This is a genomic window from Streptomyces sp. NBC_01298 (assembly GCF_035978755.1).
GTDB lineage: Bacteria > Actinomycetota > Actinomycetes > Streptomycetales > Streptomycetaceae > Streptomyces.
The window spans coordinates 551,873-570,176 of record NZ_CP108414.1 but is presented as its reverse complement, the minus strand read 5'-3'; the positions used below and the strand labels follow the sequence as shown (position 1 = coordinate 570,176).

Genomic DNA, 18,304 nt, shown 5'->3' with positions numbered 1-18,304 from the left:
GGGCGCGATCCCGGGAGGGCCGGGAGGAGCCCCCGGCGCACACCTCTGACCTGCGGAACATCGCCGGAACACTGGAGGATTCACCCGTGCGCAACGGGGCACGTCCATGGCACAGTGCGATCAGCCCAACCGCACGACCAGGGAGTCTCCATGAGCGATCCGTACTCCACGCAGCTCGCGGCCGCCCCCGAGTACCGGGTGGAGCCGAGGCGGCTGAACCCGGCGGGCCGGCCGAGCCCGGCGAGCCCGCCCGGCCCGGCGAGCCGGCCGGGTCCGCTGCCGTGCTGCCCGGTGTGCGAGGAACCCCCCGAGCGCATCTCCTGGCGCCAGCGTCCGGGGCAGCCGGTGGTCATGGTCTTCGACCCCTGCGGGCACCGCCACGGCTCCCCGGCGGCGCCGGTCCTGGCCGTGAGCCCGCCGCCCGTCACGGGCTGGGGACGGGCCCTCGCATGAGCGTGCTGACCCACTGGATGAGCCCGCCGTCGTACATGCCGGGAACGTAGCTGTACGCGTCGTGGCCGCCGCCCTGGTCGACGTGGAACTTCGTCTTCACGGGCCCCTTGCCGTAGTCCTTGATGAACTTCTCGATGGGCGGCCGGTTCTGGACGTCGCTGCCCTTGGTGCCGACCTGGAAGGCGAGGTCCACCTCGGGTCCGTCCCGGTCGATCAGCTTCCGCGCGAGCTCGGGCGGACTGTTCTGGGCCTTCTCCTCGGGGTGGCCGTTCCACAACCGGGAGTCGGGGACGATGTCGGGCCCGCCGGCGATCACGGCCCGGAACCGGTCGGGCTTCTGCAGCACCGCCTTGAGCCCGGCGAAGCCGCCGGAGGAGCTGCCCATGAAGGCCCAGCCGTCGCGGGACTTGATCGTACGGAACGTCGCCCGGACCAGGTCGGGGACGTCCTCGGTGAGCCAGGTGCCCATCTTCGGCTGGCCGGGAATGTCGCTGCCGTCCCAGTAGAGCCCGTTCTTGTCCGATCCGGGGTTCAGTACGGGCATGGCGAGGATGAAGGGGAGGCTGGCGCCCTCCTTGGACCACTTGGAGATGTTCGCCTCCAGCTTGAGGTTGCTCCCGCTCCAGTAGTTCTCGTTGAAGCCGGGCCCGCCGGGCAGCGCGATCATCACCGGGAAGCCGCTGTGCGCGTACTTCGGGTCGTGGTACTGCGGCGGCACCCAGAGCCAGACCTTGCCGGTGAAATGGGACTTCTTCCCCGCGAGGGTGGTCACCATCACCTTGCTGCCGTCCTCGGGGATGGTGCCGGACACCTTCAGCTCGGGCGCCGGTCCCGTGGGCAGCAGGGTCAGCGGGTCGTCCGACGCGCCACCGCCCTTCCCCCGGGCCCTGGTACCGGGCTCGTCGAGGTGCACGATGTCGCCGGTGTCGTCGAACGGGTCGAGGTGGATCAGCACCCCGGCGGCCAGCCCGCACACGGTGACCAGCGGGACGGCCACCCCGAGCCACCGCCGCCAGCGGGGCGGCCGGTCGCCGCTGTGTCCCTCGATCCGACCGTGTCCGTGCCGCGCCTCCCGGCGTGTGCCGTGCTTCATCGTGCGTGACTCCTGAGCCCTGTGCGGAGGCGGCCGGTACGGCTGCCGGCCTGTGAGAGCGCGCGAGGAAAGCGATGGTTCGTCACCAAAGGCTATGAAAAGGGCAAAGGGTCGGTCATGCCCGCGACGATGAGATCGACACCGGCGAGGAACTGTGCGCGGTCGTCATGGTCGAGTCCCTGGTCCGCGAGCGCCCGGATGAAGGGATGGTCCCCGGGGTCGAGCTGTTTCCACGACTGCGCCACTGAGTCGATGTAGGCGTCGCGGTCGGCCTCCGGGCCGAGGTCGCGGGCGCGCATCCGGTTCGCGGCGTGCTGGCCGGCCGCGCCGAGGATGTAGTGCACCAGCGCGGACGTCGCGGTGAACCAGCTGCTCGCGGGCACGTCCAGCGCGTACACCTGTCGCCCGATGGTCTCGAAGACCCTCAGTGCCACCGGCCCGGAGGGGTGGTGGGAGAGCTGGGTGGCGAGCTGGGCGGCGAGCCACGGGTGCCCCTCGATCGCGTCGAAGAGGCCGAGGGCGACGGCGCGGATCTCTTCCGGCGGTCCGTCCGTCCCGCCGGCGAGGGCGGTGGTGACGGTGTGCTCGGTGGCCGCGGCCAGCAGTTCGCCCTTGCCGGCCACGTGCCAGTAGATGGCCCCGGGGCCGGTGGCCAGACGTTCGCTCAGGGCCCGGAAGGTCAGCCCGCTCTCGCCCGCGGTGTCCAGCAGGTCGACGGCGGCCTCGACGATCCGCTCACGGGAGAGGGCGTCGCTGCGCCGCTCGGACTTCTTGCGCGTCGGTGGTGTCACTCCACCATTTTGACATGGATGGAACGTCGTTCCAGACTGAGTGTGGAACGGCGTTCCAGGCCGATGGGCCGTCGAAGGACCGCCCACGTGAAACAGCAGGAGGAACCATGGCACTGCAGGACCAGCCCGCGTACCTGATCAAGATGCGGGCCAAGCCCGGACTCGGCGACAAGCTCTTCGAGCTGGCCACGGCCGGGATGGAGAAGTCGGGGTCCTCGGACCGCTTCATCATCGCCCGCGAGGACGCCGACCCCGACGTGCTGTGGAACATGGAGGTGTTCCGGAGCCGCGAGGCGAAGGACGCCTACGAGAACAGCCCGCTCGCCGACGAACTGCGCGACGAGATCATCGGCCTGCTCGCCGAGCCGCCCATGCGGATCGAGGTCCACCCGTACTCGGCCCTGCCCGCCGGCCCGGCCTGAGGTGCCCGGCCTGAGCGGGCCGGCCCGAGCCGCCGGGGCCCGGCCCGGGCGGGCCGGCCCCGGCCCGCCCGCGGGCTCAGGCGTCGGCCGGGGCGGGCTGCAGGTGGGCCGGGTCGGCGGGGCGCGCGCGGTCGATCAGGGAGGAGGCCAGGAGGGCCGTCACCGCCGAGATCACCAGCAGCGGCATCAGCGTGGGTGCCTCCTTGCCCAGCAGGGCTGCGGCCAGCACCACGCCGGTCACCGGGAGCCGGGTGCCGGCCACTCCGGCCGCGCAGATGCCGGCCGCCAGGGCGGGTCCCATGCCGAAGCCGGGAAGGCTGCCGAAGGCGACGCCGATCGCGGCCCCGATCATGATGGACGGGAAGATCGGGCCGCCCCGGAGGCTGCCCAGGGCGATGCTCCAGCCGATCAGCTTGAAGACCGAGAGGGCCACCAGCGCGCCCACCGCCCAGGACGAGGGCTCGGCGGCCAGCTGGCCGACGGTGTTCTGCCCGGACAGCGCCACCTCCTCGGGGGAGCGTCCGGTGATCAGCGCGTAGCCGGTGACGCAGACGCCGACGGCCACCGCGCACAGGACGATCCGCTGCATGGAGGTGCCCGTCCAGGCGTGGACGCGCAGGCCTGCGGACTTGCCCAGGGCGACGACGACCCCGATCAGGGCGGCCATGGGGATGCCCCACAGGAAGTCGCCCGCGTCGGGCAGGCCGGCGGCGGGTTCCTGGGGGAGGGTCAGCGCGCCGATGCCGAGGCCGGTCCAGTGGCCGAAGCCGGTGAAGACCAGGGCTCCGACCCCGCTGGCGAGCAGGGCGGGCAGGATCAGTACGAACAGGCGCGGGCCCCCGGCCACGAGGGCGGCTCCCTCCAGCACCATCACCACCGGGATCAGCGGACTGCCGAAGATCGTGCTGATGGCGGCGGTGGATCCGGCCATGCCGAGCACCGTGGCCAGCTCGGGCTGGGTGGCGCGCTGGGCGGCGCGGATGCTGAGGAGGGCGAGGCCGCTGCCGATCGCCATGAGGGGTGCCTCGGGGCCGAGCATCACACCGAGGGGCAGACAGGCCAGCGCGGCCAGGATCACGCTCGGGGTCTCGCGGGGCATGGTCGGCGGGCCGCCGAAGCCGTAGGCGGGGACGTGTCCGCCGGCGCCGGCCATCCGCGTGATGATCGGCGCGGCCAGCAGTCCGGCGAGGGTGAGCGTGGGCAGGCCCCACCACCAGGGGGCGCGGGAGTAGCCGAGCAGGTCCGGCGCGGTGTGCCACAGCCAGTGCTGGAGTTCGTGTTCGAGGCTGACGAAGCCGAAGGCGAACAGTGAGACCGGGATCCCGATGAGCGCCGAGAGGACGAGCAGTCGCAGGGTCCCGGGGGCGAGGAGGAGCTGACGGAGCGATGCGGGCTGCTGCGGTGATGCGGGCTGTCGCGCCTGTTCCATGAGTGCAGGGCCCTCCAGAAAAGTCCGTAGTTCGTCTCAGGGTCGTGGCGCCGGACGGTCCGCGCAGGGCGGGTGGGCCATACGAGTGAAGGACCGGCAGAGCTCCGCATGCTCAAAGCTGCTCGCTGACCAGCTATTCCGAGCAACTTCCTTCAAATGGGGCCTCCGGGGCGCTATGTTGCCCGGTGCATGCCAAAAGGTGTGTCCGTAGTCCGGACTGCACGAGGAGCCGCCCCATGAGACTCATCAGCATCCGCAGGAGCCCACGGCGCCACCGCGCGCCGGTGGCGGCGCTGCTCGCCGCGGCCCTCGCCGTGACCGGTCTGGCCGCCGCCGGATCCCTCTCCTCCCCGGCCTCGGCCGCCGCCCGGGCACCGGCCCCCGCCACGGCGGGCAACGCCACCGGCATCACCCAGTCCGGGAACACCTTCACCATCGCAACCGCCGGCGGGGCCAAGGCCCGGGTGGTCGTCGCCCGCGCCGACATCTTCCGGCTCTGGCTCTCGCCCGACGGCGCCTTCACCAACGACCCCGCGGGCACCGACCTCGCCCCCACCACCGACTTCGGCCCGGTGAGCACCGCCTGGACCGACGCGGGTACGTACTACAAGATCACCACCGGTTCCCTGACCATCCGAGCCAACAAGGCCCCGCTACAGTTCTCCGTCTACCGGGCCGACAACTCCACGCTCGTCTGGCAGGAGACCCAGCCCACCTCCTGGACCAGCAGCCAGACCACCCAGTACCTGGCGCGCGGGACGGACGAGCAGTTCTACGGAACGGGCCTGCGGCTGGGCGAATGGGCGCTGCGCGGCAAGACCGTCCCGATCGCGGTCGACAACAAGTGGCGCGAGAACAACAACGCCAGCCCCGCGCCCTTCTACGTGTCGACCAACAACTACGGCGTGATGCGCAACACCTGGGCCCCCGGCTCGTACGGCTTCAACGCGCCCACCACCCTCACCCACGACGAAAAGCGCTTCGACGCCTGGTACTTCACCGGAGACTCCCTCAAAACCGTCCTGGACGCCTACACCGACGTCAGCGGCAAGCCCTTCATGGCTCCGGCGTGGGGCTTCGAGCTCGGCAACGCCGACTGCTTCAACGCGTCCAACCCGACCTATCAGGGCGACCACGACCGGCTCCGCCACCAGACCACCCCGGACGTCGTCGGCTACGCCACGGACGCCCGCGCCGCCGACATGCCCTCGGGCTGGTTCCTGCCCAACGACGGCTACGGCTGCGGCTACACCGCGCCCCTGAAGTCCACGGTCGACGCGCTGAAGGCCAAGGGCTTCCAGACCGGCCTGTGGACCTCGACCGGCCTCGGCAACATCAACGACGAGGTGGGGGTGGCCGGTTCACGGGGCGTGAAGACCGACGTCGCCTGGATCGGCGGCGGCTACAAAACGGCCTTCTCGGGAGTGCAACAGGCCGTCGACGGCATAGAGAAGAACTCCGACGCCCGCCGCTACGTCTGGACCGTCGACGGCTGGGCCGGCACCCAGCGCAACGCCGTCGTCTGGACCGGTGACACCAACGGCACCTGGGACGACATGCGCTGGCACGTCCCCGCCGTCACCGGCGCCGGCCTCTCCGGCTTCAACTACGCCACCGGCGACGTCGACGGCATCTTCGCCGGCAGCCCCAAGACGTACGCCCGCGACCTCCAGTGGAAGGCCTTCACCCCGGCCTTCATGACCATGTCCGGCTGGGGCGCGACCGGCCCGACCGCCGGCTATCAGGACAAGCAGCCCTGGCGGTTCGCGGAGCCCTACCTCTCGATCAACCGCAAGTACCTCCAGCTCAAGATGCGGCTGATGCCGTACCTGTACACGATGAGCCGGACCGCGCACGAGACCGGCGTCCCGAGCACCCGCGCGATGGTCCTGGAGTACCCCGAGGACCCGGTGGCGCGCGGCAACCTGACCAGCGGCCAGTTCATGGCCGGTGACTCCTTCCTCGTCGCGCCCGTCGTCTCCGACACCTCCGTGCGCGACGGCATCTACCTCCCGGCCGGTACGTGGACGGACTACTGGACGGGCAAGACCTACGCCGGGCCGGGCTGGCTCAACGGCTACCAGGCCCCGCTCGACACCCTGCCCCTGTTCGTCAAGGGCGGCGCCATCGTCCCGATGTGGCCGCAGATGAACTACACGGGGGAGAAGCCCGTCTCCACCCTCACCTACGACATCCACCCGCGCGGAGCCACCTCCTTCAGCCTGTACGAGGACGACGGCATCACCCGTGCCCACCAGAGCGGAGCCTTCGCCCGCCAGCAGGTGGACGTCACCGCCCCGGCCTCCGGCTCCGGCACGGTCAGCGTGTCCGTCGCCGCCCCGGCCGGCAGCTACACGGGCAAACCGGCCTCGCGCGGCTACGAGTTCAGCCTCCACGTGGCCACCGCGCCCGGCACGGTCACCGTGGACGGCGCCGCCCTCACCCGCCTGCCCGGCAAGGCCGCCTACGACGCCGCGGCCACGGGCTGGTTCTTCGACGCGGCCGACCGCGGCGGCATCCTGTGGATCAAGACCGGTACGAAGTCGGCCGCGTTCAGCGTCTCGGCCACCGGAACCTCCGTCCCGGCCGCGGACCCCATCCCGGTCACCTCCAGCCCGGTCCCGCAGTCGGCCTGGACCCTGGTCTCCGCCGACAGCCAGGAGACCAGCGGCGAGAACGGCGCCGCCCGCAATGCCTTCGACGGGAACACCGGGACCATCTGGCACACCGCCTGGTCCGGCTCCGCCCCCGCGCCGCTCCCGCACGAGATCCAGATCGACCTCGGCGCCCGCTACACGGCCGACGGCCTCGGCTACCTGCCCCGCCAGGACGGCGGGGTCAACGGCCGGATCGGCGGCTACGAGGTCTACGTCTCGGACACCACCACCGACTGGGGATCCCCCGTGGCCACCGGCACCTTCGCCGACACGGCGGCCCTCAAGTCGGTCTCCCTGTCCGCCAAAGCGGGCCGCTACCTCCGCCTCAAGGCCCTGACCGAGGCGGGCGGCCGCGGCCCCTGGACCAGCGCCGCCGAGATCACCCTCACCGGCCGCCCGACCCCGCTGCCCGCGGCCGCCACCCTGGTCAACGGTGCCTCGGCCACCTGCGTCGACCTCCCGGGCAGCGCCACCACCCCCGGCACCCAGCCCACCCTCTACAGCTGCCACGGCGGCCCCAACCAGCGCTGGACCCTGCAGGGCGACGGCCGGCTGACCGGCCTCGGCGGAGTCTGCCTGGACGCCGCCACGGCCACCGCCGTCGCCGTCCAGACCTGCAACGGCAGCTCCGGCCAGAGCTGGCAGACCGGCCCGGACGGCAGCCTGCGCAACTCCGGCCAGTGCCTGACCCCGGCCGGCTCCGCCACGGCCAACGGCACCAAGCTCACCCGGGTCGCCTGCGCCACGACCCCGGCCCAGCGCTGGACGTTCACCCCCTGACCCGGCGACCCGTGGGGTTCGCGGTGTCCCCGTGATCCCCGCCCCATGAGGACCACCCGACACCCCCACCGAGCCCGGCCCGGCACCCAGCCGAGCCGGGCTCCGGGGCGTGGGGGCACGGCGGTTACCGTGGAGGCCACGATCTTCGGATCTTTCAGGAAGGTGCTCATGCCCGCCGCGAAGACCCCGGCCGCGAAGACCCCAGCCGCGAAAGCCCCCGCCGGGAAAATGCACGCCGACGAACCCGACATCGACGCCGCCCTCGTGCGCGGGCTGATCGCCGGCCAGTTCCCGCGGTGGGCGGGGCTGCCCGTCGAGCGGGTCGACTCCGCCGGCACCTCCAACGCGATGTACCGGCTGGGCGCGGACCTGGTCGTACGCCTTCCGCGCACGCCGGGCGCGGCCGGGGACGTGGCCATGGAGCACGTCTGGCTGCCGCGGCTCGCTCCGGGCCTGCCGGCCGCCATTCCCGCTCCGATCGGCATGGGCCGGCCGGCCGAGGGCTATCCCTGGTCCTGGTCCGTCTTCGGCTGGGTCCCCGGCGAGAACCCCGTACCCGGCCGGATCGCGGAGCCGGACCTCCTGGCCCGGGACCTGGCGGAGTTCGTCTCCGCACTGCACCGGGCCGATCCGGCGGACGCCCCGGCCTCCTACCGCGGCGAGACCCTGACGGCCCGGGACGCCGCGACCCGTACCGCGATCGCGGAACTGGGCGCGAGCGCCGACGCCGGCCTGGACGCGCGGGCGGCGACCGCCCTGTGGGAGGAGGCCCTGCGGGCCGGGCCCTGGCCCGGGCCGCCCGTCTGGATCCACGCCGACCTACAGCCCGGGAACCTGCTCCTCGCGGACGGAAGGCTCGCCGCCGTCATCGACTTCGGCTGCGCCGGCCTCGGCGAACCGGCCGTCGACCTGATCGCCGCCTGGTACGTCCTCCCGGCCTCCGCCCGCCCCGCCTTCCGGGCAGCACTGGACGCGGACGGGGCGATGTGGACCCGCGCCCGCGGCTGGGCCCTGTCGATCGCCCTCATGGAACTGACCTACTACCGGGAGACGAACCCGGTCATGGCGGCCATCGCCCGCCACGTCATCGGCGAACTCCTCGCCGGCGGCTAGGCGGTCTACAGGTGTACGCCGCCGTCGATGACGACGACGGTGCCGGTGCTGAGCCGCAGCGACGTGACGGCGCCGATCAAGGAGCAGGCCACGTCGTCCGGGTCCGCGGCGATCCGGAGCGGCGCCGACGCCGCCTGGGTACGGACCGCGGCCGGATCGCGGCCGGGGACGAAGCCGGTGTCGACCGCTGCCGGCGAGAGGTTGAAGACGCGCACCTGGGGGCCGAGCACGCGCGCCAGCGATGTGGTCATGACGTCCAGGCCCGCCTTGGCGGCGCAGTAGGCGATGCTGCTCCCCAGCCCGGTGGAGCCGGATATCGAGGAGATGGTGGCGACGACCGCGTCACCGGAGGACCGCAGGAGCGGGGTGAACGCGCGGATCACGGAGAAGGTGCCCCGTACGTTCACGGTCAGGATCCGGTCGAACTCCGCGTCCGTCAGCCCGTCGAGGTCGGCATGGGCGACCTGCTTGGTGGTGCCGGCCGAGTTGACCAGTACGTCGACCACACCGTGGCGGTCGGCGACGAGGCCGGCGGCCCTGCGCACGGCGGCGGAGTCGTCGAGCGGTATGCGTATCGCGACGTGCCCCTCGCCGGGAAGGGCGGCGAGAAGATCTTTCGCGCGGCCCTCGCCGGAGTCGTAGCCGACGACCACCCGGGCTCCGGCCTCGGCGAGACGCCGGGCGCACGCGGCCCCTATGCCGCTGCTGCCGCCGGTGACGACAGCCACCTTGCCGGCCAGATCGAAGAATCCGAGGCCACCCGTACGCACTTCGGCCATGAGCACATCCTTGCTTCGACAAGAGCACCGTCATGGAAATGCCTCACGCTATCGCGGAGACTTTCGGCGGGCAACGGGTAAAGGCACGCCGGTGAAAACTGTCCGGATCGGGCTGAGGAATTGAATTCTCCATTTCAGGTCCCGGGCCGGACGACGAGCTCCTTCTCGTGACGGATCGCACTGATCGGGCCGCTGTTCACTTCCCGGCATCGAAGGGAGCGCAGGCCGAAGGGTGTGCAGAAGGATCAGGCCATAGTGGCGGGTTGGCGTTTGTGGCTTGCCGGTGGGGTGCAAAAAAGAGAGGAGCGGTAATCGACACGACTTCACCGGAATGATTCGGAGTGATAGTGAGTTTCTCGCCCGCGCAGTCGTACCAGTGGACCGGCCGGATCCTTCAGGCCTTGCGCCGCAGCCTTCTCGATCAAGATTTCCTGGAAATTCTTCCCGCACTGCTGTCCTCTCAGGCCGAGCCGGGCGCACGGCACTCCGTCGCGGTCCTCGGGGACCGGGCGCGCCCGCACGTGAAGGACGAGGGCGACCGCGTTTCGGTCGAGGGTAAATGGGCCTATCAGCTTCCCGTGAGTCATTCGGTGGAAAAGCAGATGGCTCTCGAACATGCGGACCGGGTCTACTGCGTCACCCCTTGTCTGCGTCTCCTCATGGACGGCGAGGACACTTCGGGCAGGCACCTGTACACGTTCTTTCAGGTGGTGGTGGAGTGGCGGGCCGTGGACGCGAACGAGGTGTTCACGGTGACCGAGGGCATCCTCGGAGGGCTTGCCCGCCAGCTGGCGCCGATCCTCCCGGAGGAGGGGCACGGGGCCGCGGAGCGCCTGGCCGGCCTGCGGAGCGGCCCCTACCCGCGCATTTCCTTCGCCGAGGCGCTCGATCTCGCCGGGAGGGGACCGCGGGAGCCGCAGAACACCGATCTGACCCATGACGAGGAGCGGATCCTCACCGAGAAATTCACTTCACCGTTCTGGATCCACCGCTATCCGCTCGGCGTACGCGATTCGCTCTACCAGCAGGGTGAGGACGGGCTCCAGGAGACCTACGATCTGATGCTGCCCGCGGGCCACGGTGAACTGGCCACGGGAGGGCTCCGGCCGAAGGACGCGGACGAGATCTCCGAACAGTCCCGGCTGCTCGGCGGTGAGCCGAACCACGTGTACGCGGAATGGAAGAAGCGGTCCGGGATACAGACGGCCGGCTTCGGGCTCGGTCTGGAACGGCTCGTACGGCACATCGCCGGCGCCGACAGCGTCCTGGACCTCCTGGCCGCCCACGACTCCGGCCCGAACCGGCGCATCGGGTCGGGCGAACGGTGACCCTGGCCTTCCACTGGTTCCTGCCCACGTACGGCGACGGCCGCAACGTGGTGGGCGGCGGCCACGACGTGGCCGCGGGCGGCAAGGAGGAACAGCGGCCCGCCACCGTCCGCTACCTCGCGCAGATCGCCGTCGCGGCCGAACAGCTGGGCTTCGACGGCGCGCTCACCCCGACCGGTGCCTGGTGCGAGGACGCCTGGGTGACCACCGCCATGCTCGCGCGCGAAACGGAACGCCTCCGGTTCATGGTCGCCCTGCGGCCCGGCTTCGTCTCCCCGACCCTCACCGCCCAGATGGCCGCCACCTTCCAGCGGCACTCGGAGGGCCGGCTCCTCCTCCACGTCGTCACCGGTGGGGAGAGCCGGGAGCAGCGCGCCTACGGTGACTTCCTGGAGAAGGATGCCCGGTACGGCAGGACCGGCGAGTTCCTGGAGATCGTGCGACGGCTGTGGGCCGGCGAGTCGGTCGATCTCAACGGATCGCATCTGCGCGTGGAGGGCGCCCGGCTCGGCCGGCTGCCCGACCCGGTGCCCTCCGTCTACTTCGGCGGATCGTCGCCGGCGGCCATCGAGGTCGCCGCACTCCACAGCGACGTCTACCTGACCTTCGGGGAACCGCCCGTGCAGGTGGCGGAGAAGCTGGCCCGCGTACGAGCACGCGCCGCACGCGCGGGGCGGCGACTGCGGTTCGGCATCCGGCTCCATGTGATCACCCGGGACACCGCCGGGCAGGCGTGGGCCGAGGCCCGGCGGCTGCTCGACGGGTTCGGCCCCGAGGCGATCCGATCGGTCCAGGCGGTCCTGCGCGACAGCGAATCGGAAGGCCAGCACCGGATGCGGGCCCTGCACGGAGGGCGCTCCGACGACCTGGAGATCACGCCCAACCTGTGGGCCGGCATCGGCCTGGTCCGTGGAGGTGCGGGCACGGCCCTGGTGGGAGCACACCGGGAGGTGGCCGACCGGATCATCGAGTACCACCGGCTCGGCATCGACGAGTTCGTGCTCTCCGGCGTCCCGCACCTCGAGGAGGCGTACTGGTTCGGTGAAGGCGTCCTCCCGCTGCTCGCCCGGGAGGGACTCTGGACCCACCCGGCGCACGGCCGAGCGGTGTGCGACTGACAGGAACGCGACCGATCGGCGGCGGGACTGACAAGAACGCGACAGACCCGACCGGACGGTCGGCCGGGGTATGGATATATGTCAGTGCCGGTTGCGAGGATGAGCGACATGACGCCTTTCCTTCTGACCGACATCGACCGTGCCGTCCGCAGCAGTTGGAGCGAGCAGACGTGCACGCCCGAGTACCGCGATCGATGGACCCGGGAGAACCCGGCCCGCGACCAGTGCGGTGTGACCGCCATGGTCCTCAACGACCTGCTGGGCGGCGAGCTGATCCGCGGCGAGGTCCTCGTCGACGGCGAGCGCGTGGACTACCACTGGTGGAACCGCCTGGGTATGGGCATAGAGATCGACCTCACCCGCGAGCAGTTCGGCCCGAAGGAGAAGATCACCGAGGGCATCGTCATGTCCCGTCCGCCGGAGGGCGAATGGCGCCGTCTGCGCACGGAGTACGAGCTCCTGCGCGACGAGGTGATGGCCAAGCTCGCCCGTACGGCTGAGGCCTGACGCCGGCGGGTCGACACCCGGGTCCGCCCTCGCGATGGCGGACCCGGGTTGCCGCCCTGGGCCGTGAACTGATCGTCGGGGAGCCGGGGACCCACGTCAATCCTCCGGATTTCTGGCAACACCCAAGGGATACCTTGGGTGTGGTGACCCTTGATGATCTCCGCGTCTTCGTCGCCGTCTGCCGGGCCGGCAGTCTCAGCGCCGTCGCCCGCGACCTCGGCCGCACCCAGTCGGCCGTCAGCCAGCACATCCGCCGCCTGGAGAAGGAGACCGGCGCCGCGCTCCTGGAGCGCCATCCGCGCGGAGTCTCGCCCACCGGGGCCGGTCTGATCCTGCGGGCGGCCGCCGCCGACGGCATCGCCGGGCTCGATGGAGCCCTGCGCCGACTCGACGCCCTCGTACGGGGCGACGGCGGCTCCGTCCGGGTCACCACCGGGGCCACCACGGTGCGCCACTTCATGGCCGAGGCGATCGTCGCCTTCCGGCGCGGCCATCCGCGGGTCAGCCTGGAGTTCCGGACCGAGAACTCCAGCCGGAGCTGCTTCGAAGCCCTCGCCGCCGAGGACCTCGACCTCGCGTGGATCACCATCGGCGCCCCCGTGCGGGGCATCGAGCAGCGCCCCGTCATGCGACTGCCCTGGGTCCTCGCGGTCGGCGCCGACGATCCGCTCGCGGCCCGCTCCAGCCTTGAGCCGGCCGACCTCGGCGGCATCCGGCACATCCGGCTGCCCGAGAACTCCGCCTCCCGCGCCCACCTCGACGCCGCCCTCGCCGACGCCGGCATCCGGATCAGCTCCGACACCAGCGCCGCCGACTGGGACACCGCCCTCCTCCTCGCCGAACTGGGCCTCGGCCACGCCGTCGTACCCGCCCTGCCCGGTTGGCAGGTCCCCGGATCAGAGGGACCGCTGCGCCTGGTGCCGGTCCCCGCCCTCCCGCCGCTCACCGTCGGCTGGGCCGTCCGGCGCTGGTCCGCCCTCGCCCCGCTCGCCCGCGCCTTCGCCGACGAGGTGGCCCGCGGCTGCGTGGCCCGCGCCTCCGTCCCGGGCCGGCGGCGGGGCGGGGAGTCGTGAGGTGGGCGGCTGGGCGGCGGTCGGCTGGGCGGTCGGCCGTCGGGAGGCCGGCCGTTGGGGGGTCGGCCGTCGTGAGGTGGGCAGCCGGGAGGCCGGGAGCAGTCCTGCCGCGGCCAGCACCGTCAGGACCGCGACCGAAGCCCCGGTCCCCGCGGCCACCGCGATGCCCAGCGCGGGTCCGACGTTCATCGCCGTCTGCTTGAGCCCGCCCACCACCCCCGCGTACCCGGCCGGGGCGTCCCCGACCACGGTGCCGGTGGCCGTCACCATCACCGCGGCGAAGCCCGCGCCGAGCACCCCGAACCCCCAGCCCGGACCCAGCCCGGTGATCCCGAGCGCCACCAGCGCGGTCCCCGCCATCGCCGTCCCGCGGGCCCCGAACCGGCGCAGCAGGGCCCCCGCCACCGGTGCGCCGACGACCATGGCGGCCGTCATCGGCAGCACGCGCAGCCCGGTGGCGAACGGATCCAGCCCCGCCGCGTCCTGGAGCGCGAAGCCGGCCGCGAACAGCGCCCCGAACACCGCGGCGGAGATGACGGCCAGCAGCGCGACGGACGCCGTCACCGGGACGGAGCGGGCCACCGGGCGCGGCACCAGGGGCTGGGCGGAGCGGCGCTCCGACCGTACGAGCAGGGCCGCCAGCGCGCCCGCCGCGGCGAAGCCCGCCAGGGTGCGGGGCCCCGACCAGCCGTGTTCCGGTACGCCGGCCAGCGCGTGGACCAGCGCCGCGAGGGCCGTCGCGAGGAGGGCGGCGCCGCCGGGCCGGATCCGGCCGGGCTCCGTGGGCGGCGGCGCGGGGACCCGTACGAAGAGGGCCGCCACCGCGATCGCGAGGGCGGCGGGGACGTTCGCCACGAACACCGCGCGCCAGCCGAAGCGTTCGACCAGCACGCCCCCGATGAGCGGCCCGGCCGCCGCGGCCAGCCCGATCGCCGCGGTCCGCACCGCGATCGGTCCGCCGATCCGGCCGGGCGGGTACGCGAGCCGCAGCAGGGCGAGCGTCGCCGGCTGGAGCAGTGCTCCGAACAGCCCCTGGGCCGCGCGCAGGGCGATCACCCAGCCGACCCCGGGAGCCAGCGCGATGCCGGCCGAGGCCGCCGCGAAGCCGAGTACGCCGGTGAACAGCAGCCGGGTGTGCCCGTACCGGTCGCCCAGCCGCCCGGCGAGGACCAGGAAGGCGGCCACGCTCAGCAGGTACGCACCACTGGTCCACTGGACCCCGGCCAGACTCGCGCCGAGGTCTCGCCGCATGGTGGGCTGCGCCATGAGCAGCACGGTCCCGTCCAGGGCGACGAGCATCGCGCCGGCCGCGCTGACGCAGAGCGCGAGCCGGGGCCTCACGGGCGGCGCTCCGGCAGGTGGGCGTCGACGGCGGCGTCGACGAGCCGGTCGAGGGAGGCCGCCGGGTCGCCGTCGAGGGCGAGCGGCAGACTGCCCCGGGACCACAGCTGGGCCACGCCGTGCAGATTGGCCCACAGCGCCGCGGCGGTGATCCGGGGCTGGTCGCCCGCCCCGCACCGGGCGACCAGGGAGACGAGCAGCTCGAACATCGGCAGCGTGGAATCGCGGAGCCGGGCTCCCGACGGCCCGTCCCGCCCGCCGCCGTCCAGCAGGTCGTGGCGGAACATCAGCTCGAACATGCCGGGGTGCTCCAGCGCGTAGCCGACGTACGCGGATCCCAGCGCCCGCACCTGCCCGCGCGGGTCGTCCGCGTCCGGGCCCGCCATCGCGGCCGGGACGCGGGAGCCGAACTCCTCGAAACCGCGCCGGGCGATGGCGGAGAGCAGTGCGTGGTGGGTGGGGAAGTAGCGCCGGGGCGCCCCGTGGGAGACCCCGGCGCGGCGGGCGATCTCGCGCAGCCCGAGCGCGGCGGTCCCCTCGCTCGTCACGAGCTCCACGCCGACGTCGATCAGCCGCTCGCGCAGCCCGGTGGCCTGATGATCACGCTGATCCATAGACAGTGTCTACCACTCGCCGGTAGACAGTGTCTATCCATTCCCGTCGGTGATGATGGGATGAGTGCGGCCGGGCGAGGCGCCCGGCCCGGCCCAGGGAGAGGTGACCTGCCATGGCGGAGCGCGAGGCCCGTGAGGCCGGGCCGTCGGCGGACGGGCTGGAAGAGGGTCGCCTGATGAAGGAGCTCGAAGCCATCCACCGCACGCGTCACGAGACCCTGCTGCACGGATCGGACGACGCGCTGCTCACGCACACCCGGCGGATGGACGAACTGGAGCGCGAGTACGTGCGCCGCCACCCGGAACGCGCCCAGACCGCGGGCCGCACCCGCTCGGGCGCCCGTGCCCGTACGGGCACGGAAGAACAGGGCTGAAGCCCCGGAGGGTTCGGGGCCTACCGCTCGGCGTGCTCGCCGAGCACGAACAGCAGCCAGACGAACCCGGCGAAGAGGTGCGTGCCGGCGATGTAGAAGAACGCGCGCAGCAGCACGCCGTTCTCCTTCCACTTCTCGTACTTGGCCGCCGCGGCACGGGCCTGCTCGAGACCCTGCTTCTCGTCCGTCATCACCCGAACAGCGTACGGGCGCATCCGCCTGCGCATGTCGCGCAACAAACTTGCTTCATGTGAGACAAATTTGTATCGTTTGATACGAAGGAGGATCGCATGATGAACGACGAAGAGCTGCTGGACGGCGCCGCACGCGTGCTCGCAGGCGACCACAGTGCCTCCATGGCGCACATCGCCGCGGGCATCGGCACCAGTCGCGCCACGCTCAGCCGCCGCTACGCCACCCGCGAGGCACTCCTCAAGGCCGTCGCCGTCCGGGCGATCCACGTGGTCGACGGATGCCTGGCGCCCGCCGACCTGCCGGCCGACGCCGACGGCGCGGAGTTCGACGCCGCGCTGGAGCGGCTCGTCACCGGGCTGCTGCCCGCCGCGCACCTGTACGGGTTCACCTCGCGCGACGCCACCGTGCTCGCCGACCCCGAGTTCCGGGCCGGGATCCAGCGCCAGGACCAGCGGGCCCTCGCCTTCCTGGCCCTCGGCCAGTGCCTCGGCCGGCTCCGCGTCGACCTGCCCGCGTACTGGATCTGGTACTCGCTGTGGGGACTGCTCGACGCCGCCGCCGAGGGCGTCCGCGACGGCCACCTCGCCCGCCGCGACATCGGCCGGCTCGTCCTCACCTCCTTCCTCGGCGGGACCCGGCCCTCCCCGGCCGCGTGACCACGCCCACGAACCCCTCCCGCGTACGACCGTGAAACAACCGTGAACGGAACCCACATGCACACCCCCACGCAGGACCCGCGCCGCTGGATCGTGCTCACGATCCTCTCCGGCAGTCTCCTGCTCATCTCGATGGACACCACGATCCTCAACGTGGCCTTCCCCTCGCTCGTCGGCGACCTCCAGCCCGGCGCCGTACAGCAGCTGTGGATCATCGACATCTACGCCCTCGCCCTCTCCGGGCTGCTGGTCACCGCCGGCGCCCTCGGTGACCGCTGGGGCCGCAAGCGCCTGCTCATGGCGGGCTTCGGCATCTTCGCCCTCGCCTCGCTCATCGCCGTCCTGTCCACCGAGGCCTGGCACGTCATCGCGGCCCGCGCCCTCCTCGGCGTCGGCGGCGCCGCGATCATGCCCTCGACCCTGTCGATCCTGCGCACCGTCTTCACCGACGCCAAGGAACGCGCCTTCGCCCTCGCCGTCTGGGCCGCCGTCTTCGGCGGCGGCATGGCCTTCGGCCCCGTCGTCGGCGGCCTGCTCGTCCAGGACTACGGCTGGCACTCCGCCTTCCTCCTCAACCTGCCCGTCACCGCGGTGATCGTCGCGGCCGGCCTGCGCTACCTCCCCGAATCCCGTTCCCCGCGTTCCGCCGGAAAGTGGGACTGGACGGGCGTCGGCCAGTCGATCGTCGGCATGCTCGCTCTCGCGGGCGGCATCAAGCAGCTCGGCAAGAGCGGTGTCGCCGACCCGCTGCCCTGGGCCCTGCTGGTCATCGCTGTCGTGTCGCTGACCCTGTTCGTCCGCCGCCAGCTGCGCGTGGACAACCCCCTGCTCCAGGTCCGTCTCTTCACCAAGCCCGCCTTCAGCGTGGCCGCCACCGCGATCTTCCTGCCCATGGTGGGCATGGGCGCGATCCTGTTCCTGGTCACCCAGTGGTTCCAGTACGGCCAGGGCTACACCCCGCTGGAGGCGGGCCTGCGCCTGCTGCCCGCACCGCTCGCGCTGATCTGCGCCTCGATGGTCGCCCCGACCCTCATGCAGCGCTTCGCGATCCGCCACGTGCTCGGCAGCGGCCTGGTGGTCCTCGCCGGGGGCATGGCCCTGCCCTGGACCCTCCAGCAGTTCACCGGCCTCGGCTACCCCGCCTTCGCCGTCGCGCTCACCATCATGGGCCTGGGCGCGGGCATCGCCACCACCGTCGCCTCGGTGACCCTCATCTCCGCGGCCCCGGCCGACCAGGTCTCCAGCGCCGCCGCCATCGAGGAGACCTGCTACGAACTCGGCTCGGCCATGGGCGTCGCGATCCTCGGCTCCACCGCCGCCGCGCTCTACCGCGGCAACCTCCCCGCCCTGGACCTGGACTCCACGACGCTGGCCGCCGTACGGGACTCCGTGGGCGAGGCCGCCCACACCGCCGAACAGCTCGGCGGCGGCCTCGGCCGGACCCTGCTCGAGGCCGCCTCGCAGGCCTACACCCTCGCGATCACCCCGGCGTTCCTGATGGCCGGTGTCCTCGCGATCGCCGCCGCGGCGACCACCTGGACCCTGATCCCGCGCGACCTGCGGCCGACCGAGAACCACTGA

The 18,304-nt window shown here is 72.3% G+C and carries 17 protein-coding genes and 1 pseudogene; 11 read left to right on the top strand and 7 right to left on the bottom strand.

Going from position 1 to position 18,304, the window contains the following annotated elements; translation table 11 throughout:
* Positions 1 to 150 precede the first annotated feature (150 nt).
* Positions 151 to 453: a hypothetical protein gene (locus OG730_RS02530; RefSeq protein WP_327302566.1), complete on the top strand. Its 303-nt coding sequence runs from the start codon at positions 151 to 153 to the stop codon at positions 451 to 453.
* Here the strand turns inward: OG730_RS02530 and OG730_RS02525 are convergent.
* Together OG730_RS02525 and OG730_RS02520 are read right to left on the bottom strand one after the other, a co-directional pair.
* Positions 425 to 1,546 (bottom strand): alpha/beta hydrolase, encoded by a 1,122-nt coding sequence (locus tag OG730_RS02525; RefSeq protein WP_327302565.1) that lies wholly within the window; start codon positions 1,544 to 1,546, stop codon positions 425 to 427. The two genes, OG730_RS02530 and OG730_RS02525, sit on opposite strands and share 29 nt — an antisense overlap.
* Positions 1,547 to 1,638: 92 nt before the next feature.
* Positions 1,639 to 2,337 carry a TetR/AcrR family transcriptional regulator gene (locus OG730_RS02520; RefSeq protein WP_327302564.1) on the bottom strand — a complete coding sequence of 233 codons (699 nt, stop codon included), beginning with the start codon at positions 2,335 to 2,337 and terminating at the stop codon, positions 1,639 to 1,641.
* Between the two features lie 107 nt (positions 2,338 to 2,444).
* Here OG730_RS02520 and OG730_RS02515 point away from each other — a divergent pair, with 107 nt between their 5' ends.
* Positions 2,445 to 2,759 carry a putative quinol monooxygenase gene (locus tag OG730_RS02515; RefSeq protein WP_327302563.1) on the top strand — a complete coding sequence of 105 codons (315 nt, stop codon included), beginning with the start codon at positions 2,445 to 2,447 and terminating at the stop codon, positions 2,757 to 2,759.
* Positions 2,760 to 2,835: 76 nt separating this feature from the next.
* Here OG730_RS02515 and OG730_RS02510 read toward each other — a convergent pair whose 3' ends face one another.
* Positions 2,836 to 4,188 carry a chloride channel protein gene (locus tag OG730_RS02510; protein ID WP_327302562.1) on the bottom strand — a complete coding sequence of 451 codons (1,353 nt, stop codon included), beginning with the start codon at positions 4,186 to 4,188 and terminating at the stop codon, positions 2,836 to 2,838.
* 236 nt (positions 4,189 to 4,424) lie between these two features.
* On the opposite strand from OG730_RS02510, the gene OG730_RS02505 reads away from it, so the two are divergent.
* Both OG730_RS02505 and OG730_RS02500 read left to right on the top strand, forming a co-directional pair.
* Positions 4,425 to 7,625, top strand: coding sequence for a TIM-barrel domain-containing protein (locus OG730_RS02505; RefSeq protein WP_327302561.1), 3,201 nt, complete (start codon positions 4,425 to 4,427; stop codon positions 7,623 to 7,625).
* 168 nt (positions 7,626 to 7,793) lie between these two features.
* The gene (locus OG730_RS02500) at positions 7,794 to 8,738 is read left to right on the top strand and encodes an aminoglycoside phosphotransferase family protein (protein ID WP_442814805.1); all 945 of its coding nucleotides are present in this window, start codon (positions 7,794 to 7,796) and stop codon (positions 8,736 to 8,738) included.
* A 5-nt stretch (positions 8,739 to 8,743) separates the two neighbouring features.
* Here OG730_RS02500 and OG730_RS02495 read toward each other — a convergent pair whose 3' ends face one another.
* The gene (locus OG730_RS02495) at positions 8,744 to 9,517 is read right to left on the bottom strand and encodes an SDR family NAD(P)-dependent oxidoreductase (RefSeq protein ID WP_327302560.1); all 774 of its coding nucleotides are present in this window, start codon (positions 9,515 to 9,517) and stop codon (positions 8,744 to 8,746) included.
* 347 nt (positions 9,518 to 9,864) lie between these two features.
* Here OG730_RS02495 and OG730_RS02490 point away from each other — a divergent pair, with 347 nt between their 5' ends.
* The 4 genes from OG730_RS02490 to OG730_RS02475 all read left to right on the top strand — a co-directional run bounded on the left by OG730_RS02490 (position 9,865) and on the right by OG730_RS02475 (position 13,543).
* Positions 9,865 to 10,845 (top strand): amino acid--tRNA ligase-related protein, encoded by a 981-nt coding sequence (locus OG730_RS02490; RefSeq protein WP_327302559.1) that lies wholly within the window; start codon positions 9,865 to 9,867, stop codon positions 10,843 to 10,845.
* Complete coding sequence (locus OG730_RS02485) at positions 10,842 to 11,963, top strand: LLM class flavin-dependent oxidoreductase (protein WP_327302558.1); 1,122 nt, start codon at positions 10,842 to 10,844, stop codon at positions 11,961 to 11,963. Before OG730_RS02490 ends, OG730_RS02485 begins: the two co-directional genes overlap by 4 nt.
* A 108-nt stretch (positions 11,964 to 12,071) precedes the next feature.
* Positions 12,072 to 12,470: a YunG family protein gene (locus tag OG730_RS02480; RefSeq protein ID WP_327302557.1), complete on the top strand. Its 399-nt coding sequence runs from the start codon at positions 12,072 to 12,074 to the stop codon at positions 12,468 to 12,470.
* 143 nt (positions 12,471 to 12,613) lie between these two features.
* Positions 12,614 to 13,543: a LysR family transcriptional regulator gene (locus OG730_RS02475; RefSeq protein WP_327302556.1), complete on the top strand. Its 930-nt coding sequence runs from the start codon at positions 12,614 to 12,616 to the stop codon at positions 13,541 to 13,543.
* A 225-nt stretch (positions 13,544 to 13,768) separates the two neighbouring features.
* Here the strand turns inward: OG730_RS02475 and OG730_RS02470 are convergent.
* A pseudogene (locus tag OG730_RS02470) lies at positions 13,769 to 14,794 on the bottom strand (MFS transporter); the annotation flags it as partial.
* Positions 14,795 to 14,880: 86 nt separating this feature from the next.
* Positions 14,881 to 15,498, bottom strand: a complete 618-nt coding sequence (locus tag OG730_RS02465; RefSeq protein WP_327302555.1) for a TetR/AcrR family transcriptional regulator — start codon at positions 15,496 to 15,498, stop codon at positions 14,881 to 14,883.
* Positions 15,499 to 15,611: 113 nt separating this feature from the next.
* Between OG730_RS02465 and OG730_RS02460 the strand changes: the two genes are divergently transcribed.
* Positions 15,612 to 15,872 carry a DUF6158 family protein gene (locus OG730_RS02460; RefSeq protein WP_327302554.1) on the top strand — a complete coding sequence of 87 codons (261 nt, stop codon included), beginning with the start codon at positions 15,612 to 15,614 and terminating at the stop codon, positions 15,870 to 15,872.
* A gap of 20 nt (positions 15,873 to 15,892) precedes the next feature.
* On the opposite strand, the gene OG730_RS02455 is transcribed toward OG730_RS02460, so the two are convergent.
* Positions 15,893 to 16,063, bottom strand: coding sequence for a DUF6126 family protein (locus tag OG730_RS02455; protein WP_327309126.1), 171 nt, complete (start codon positions 16,061 to 16,063; stop codon positions 15,893 to 15,895).
* A 99-nt stretch (positions 16,064 to 16,162) separates the two neighbouring features.
* On the opposite strand from OG730_RS02455, the gene OG730_RS02450 reads away from it, so the two are divergent.
* Positions 16,163 to 16,723 (top strand): TetR/AcrR family transcriptional regulator, encoded by a 561-nt coding sequence (locus tag OG730_RS02450; RefSeq protein ID WP_327302553.1) that lies wholly within the window; start codon positions 16,163 to 16,165, stop codon positions 16,721 to 16,723.
* A gap of 57 nt (positions 16,724 to 16,780) precedes the next feature.
* Positions 16,781 to 18,304: an MFS transporter gene (locus OG730_RS02445; RefSeq protein WP_327302552.1), complete on the top strand. Its 1,524-nt coding sequence runs from the start codon at positions 16,781 to 16,783 to the stop codon at positions 18,302 to 18,304.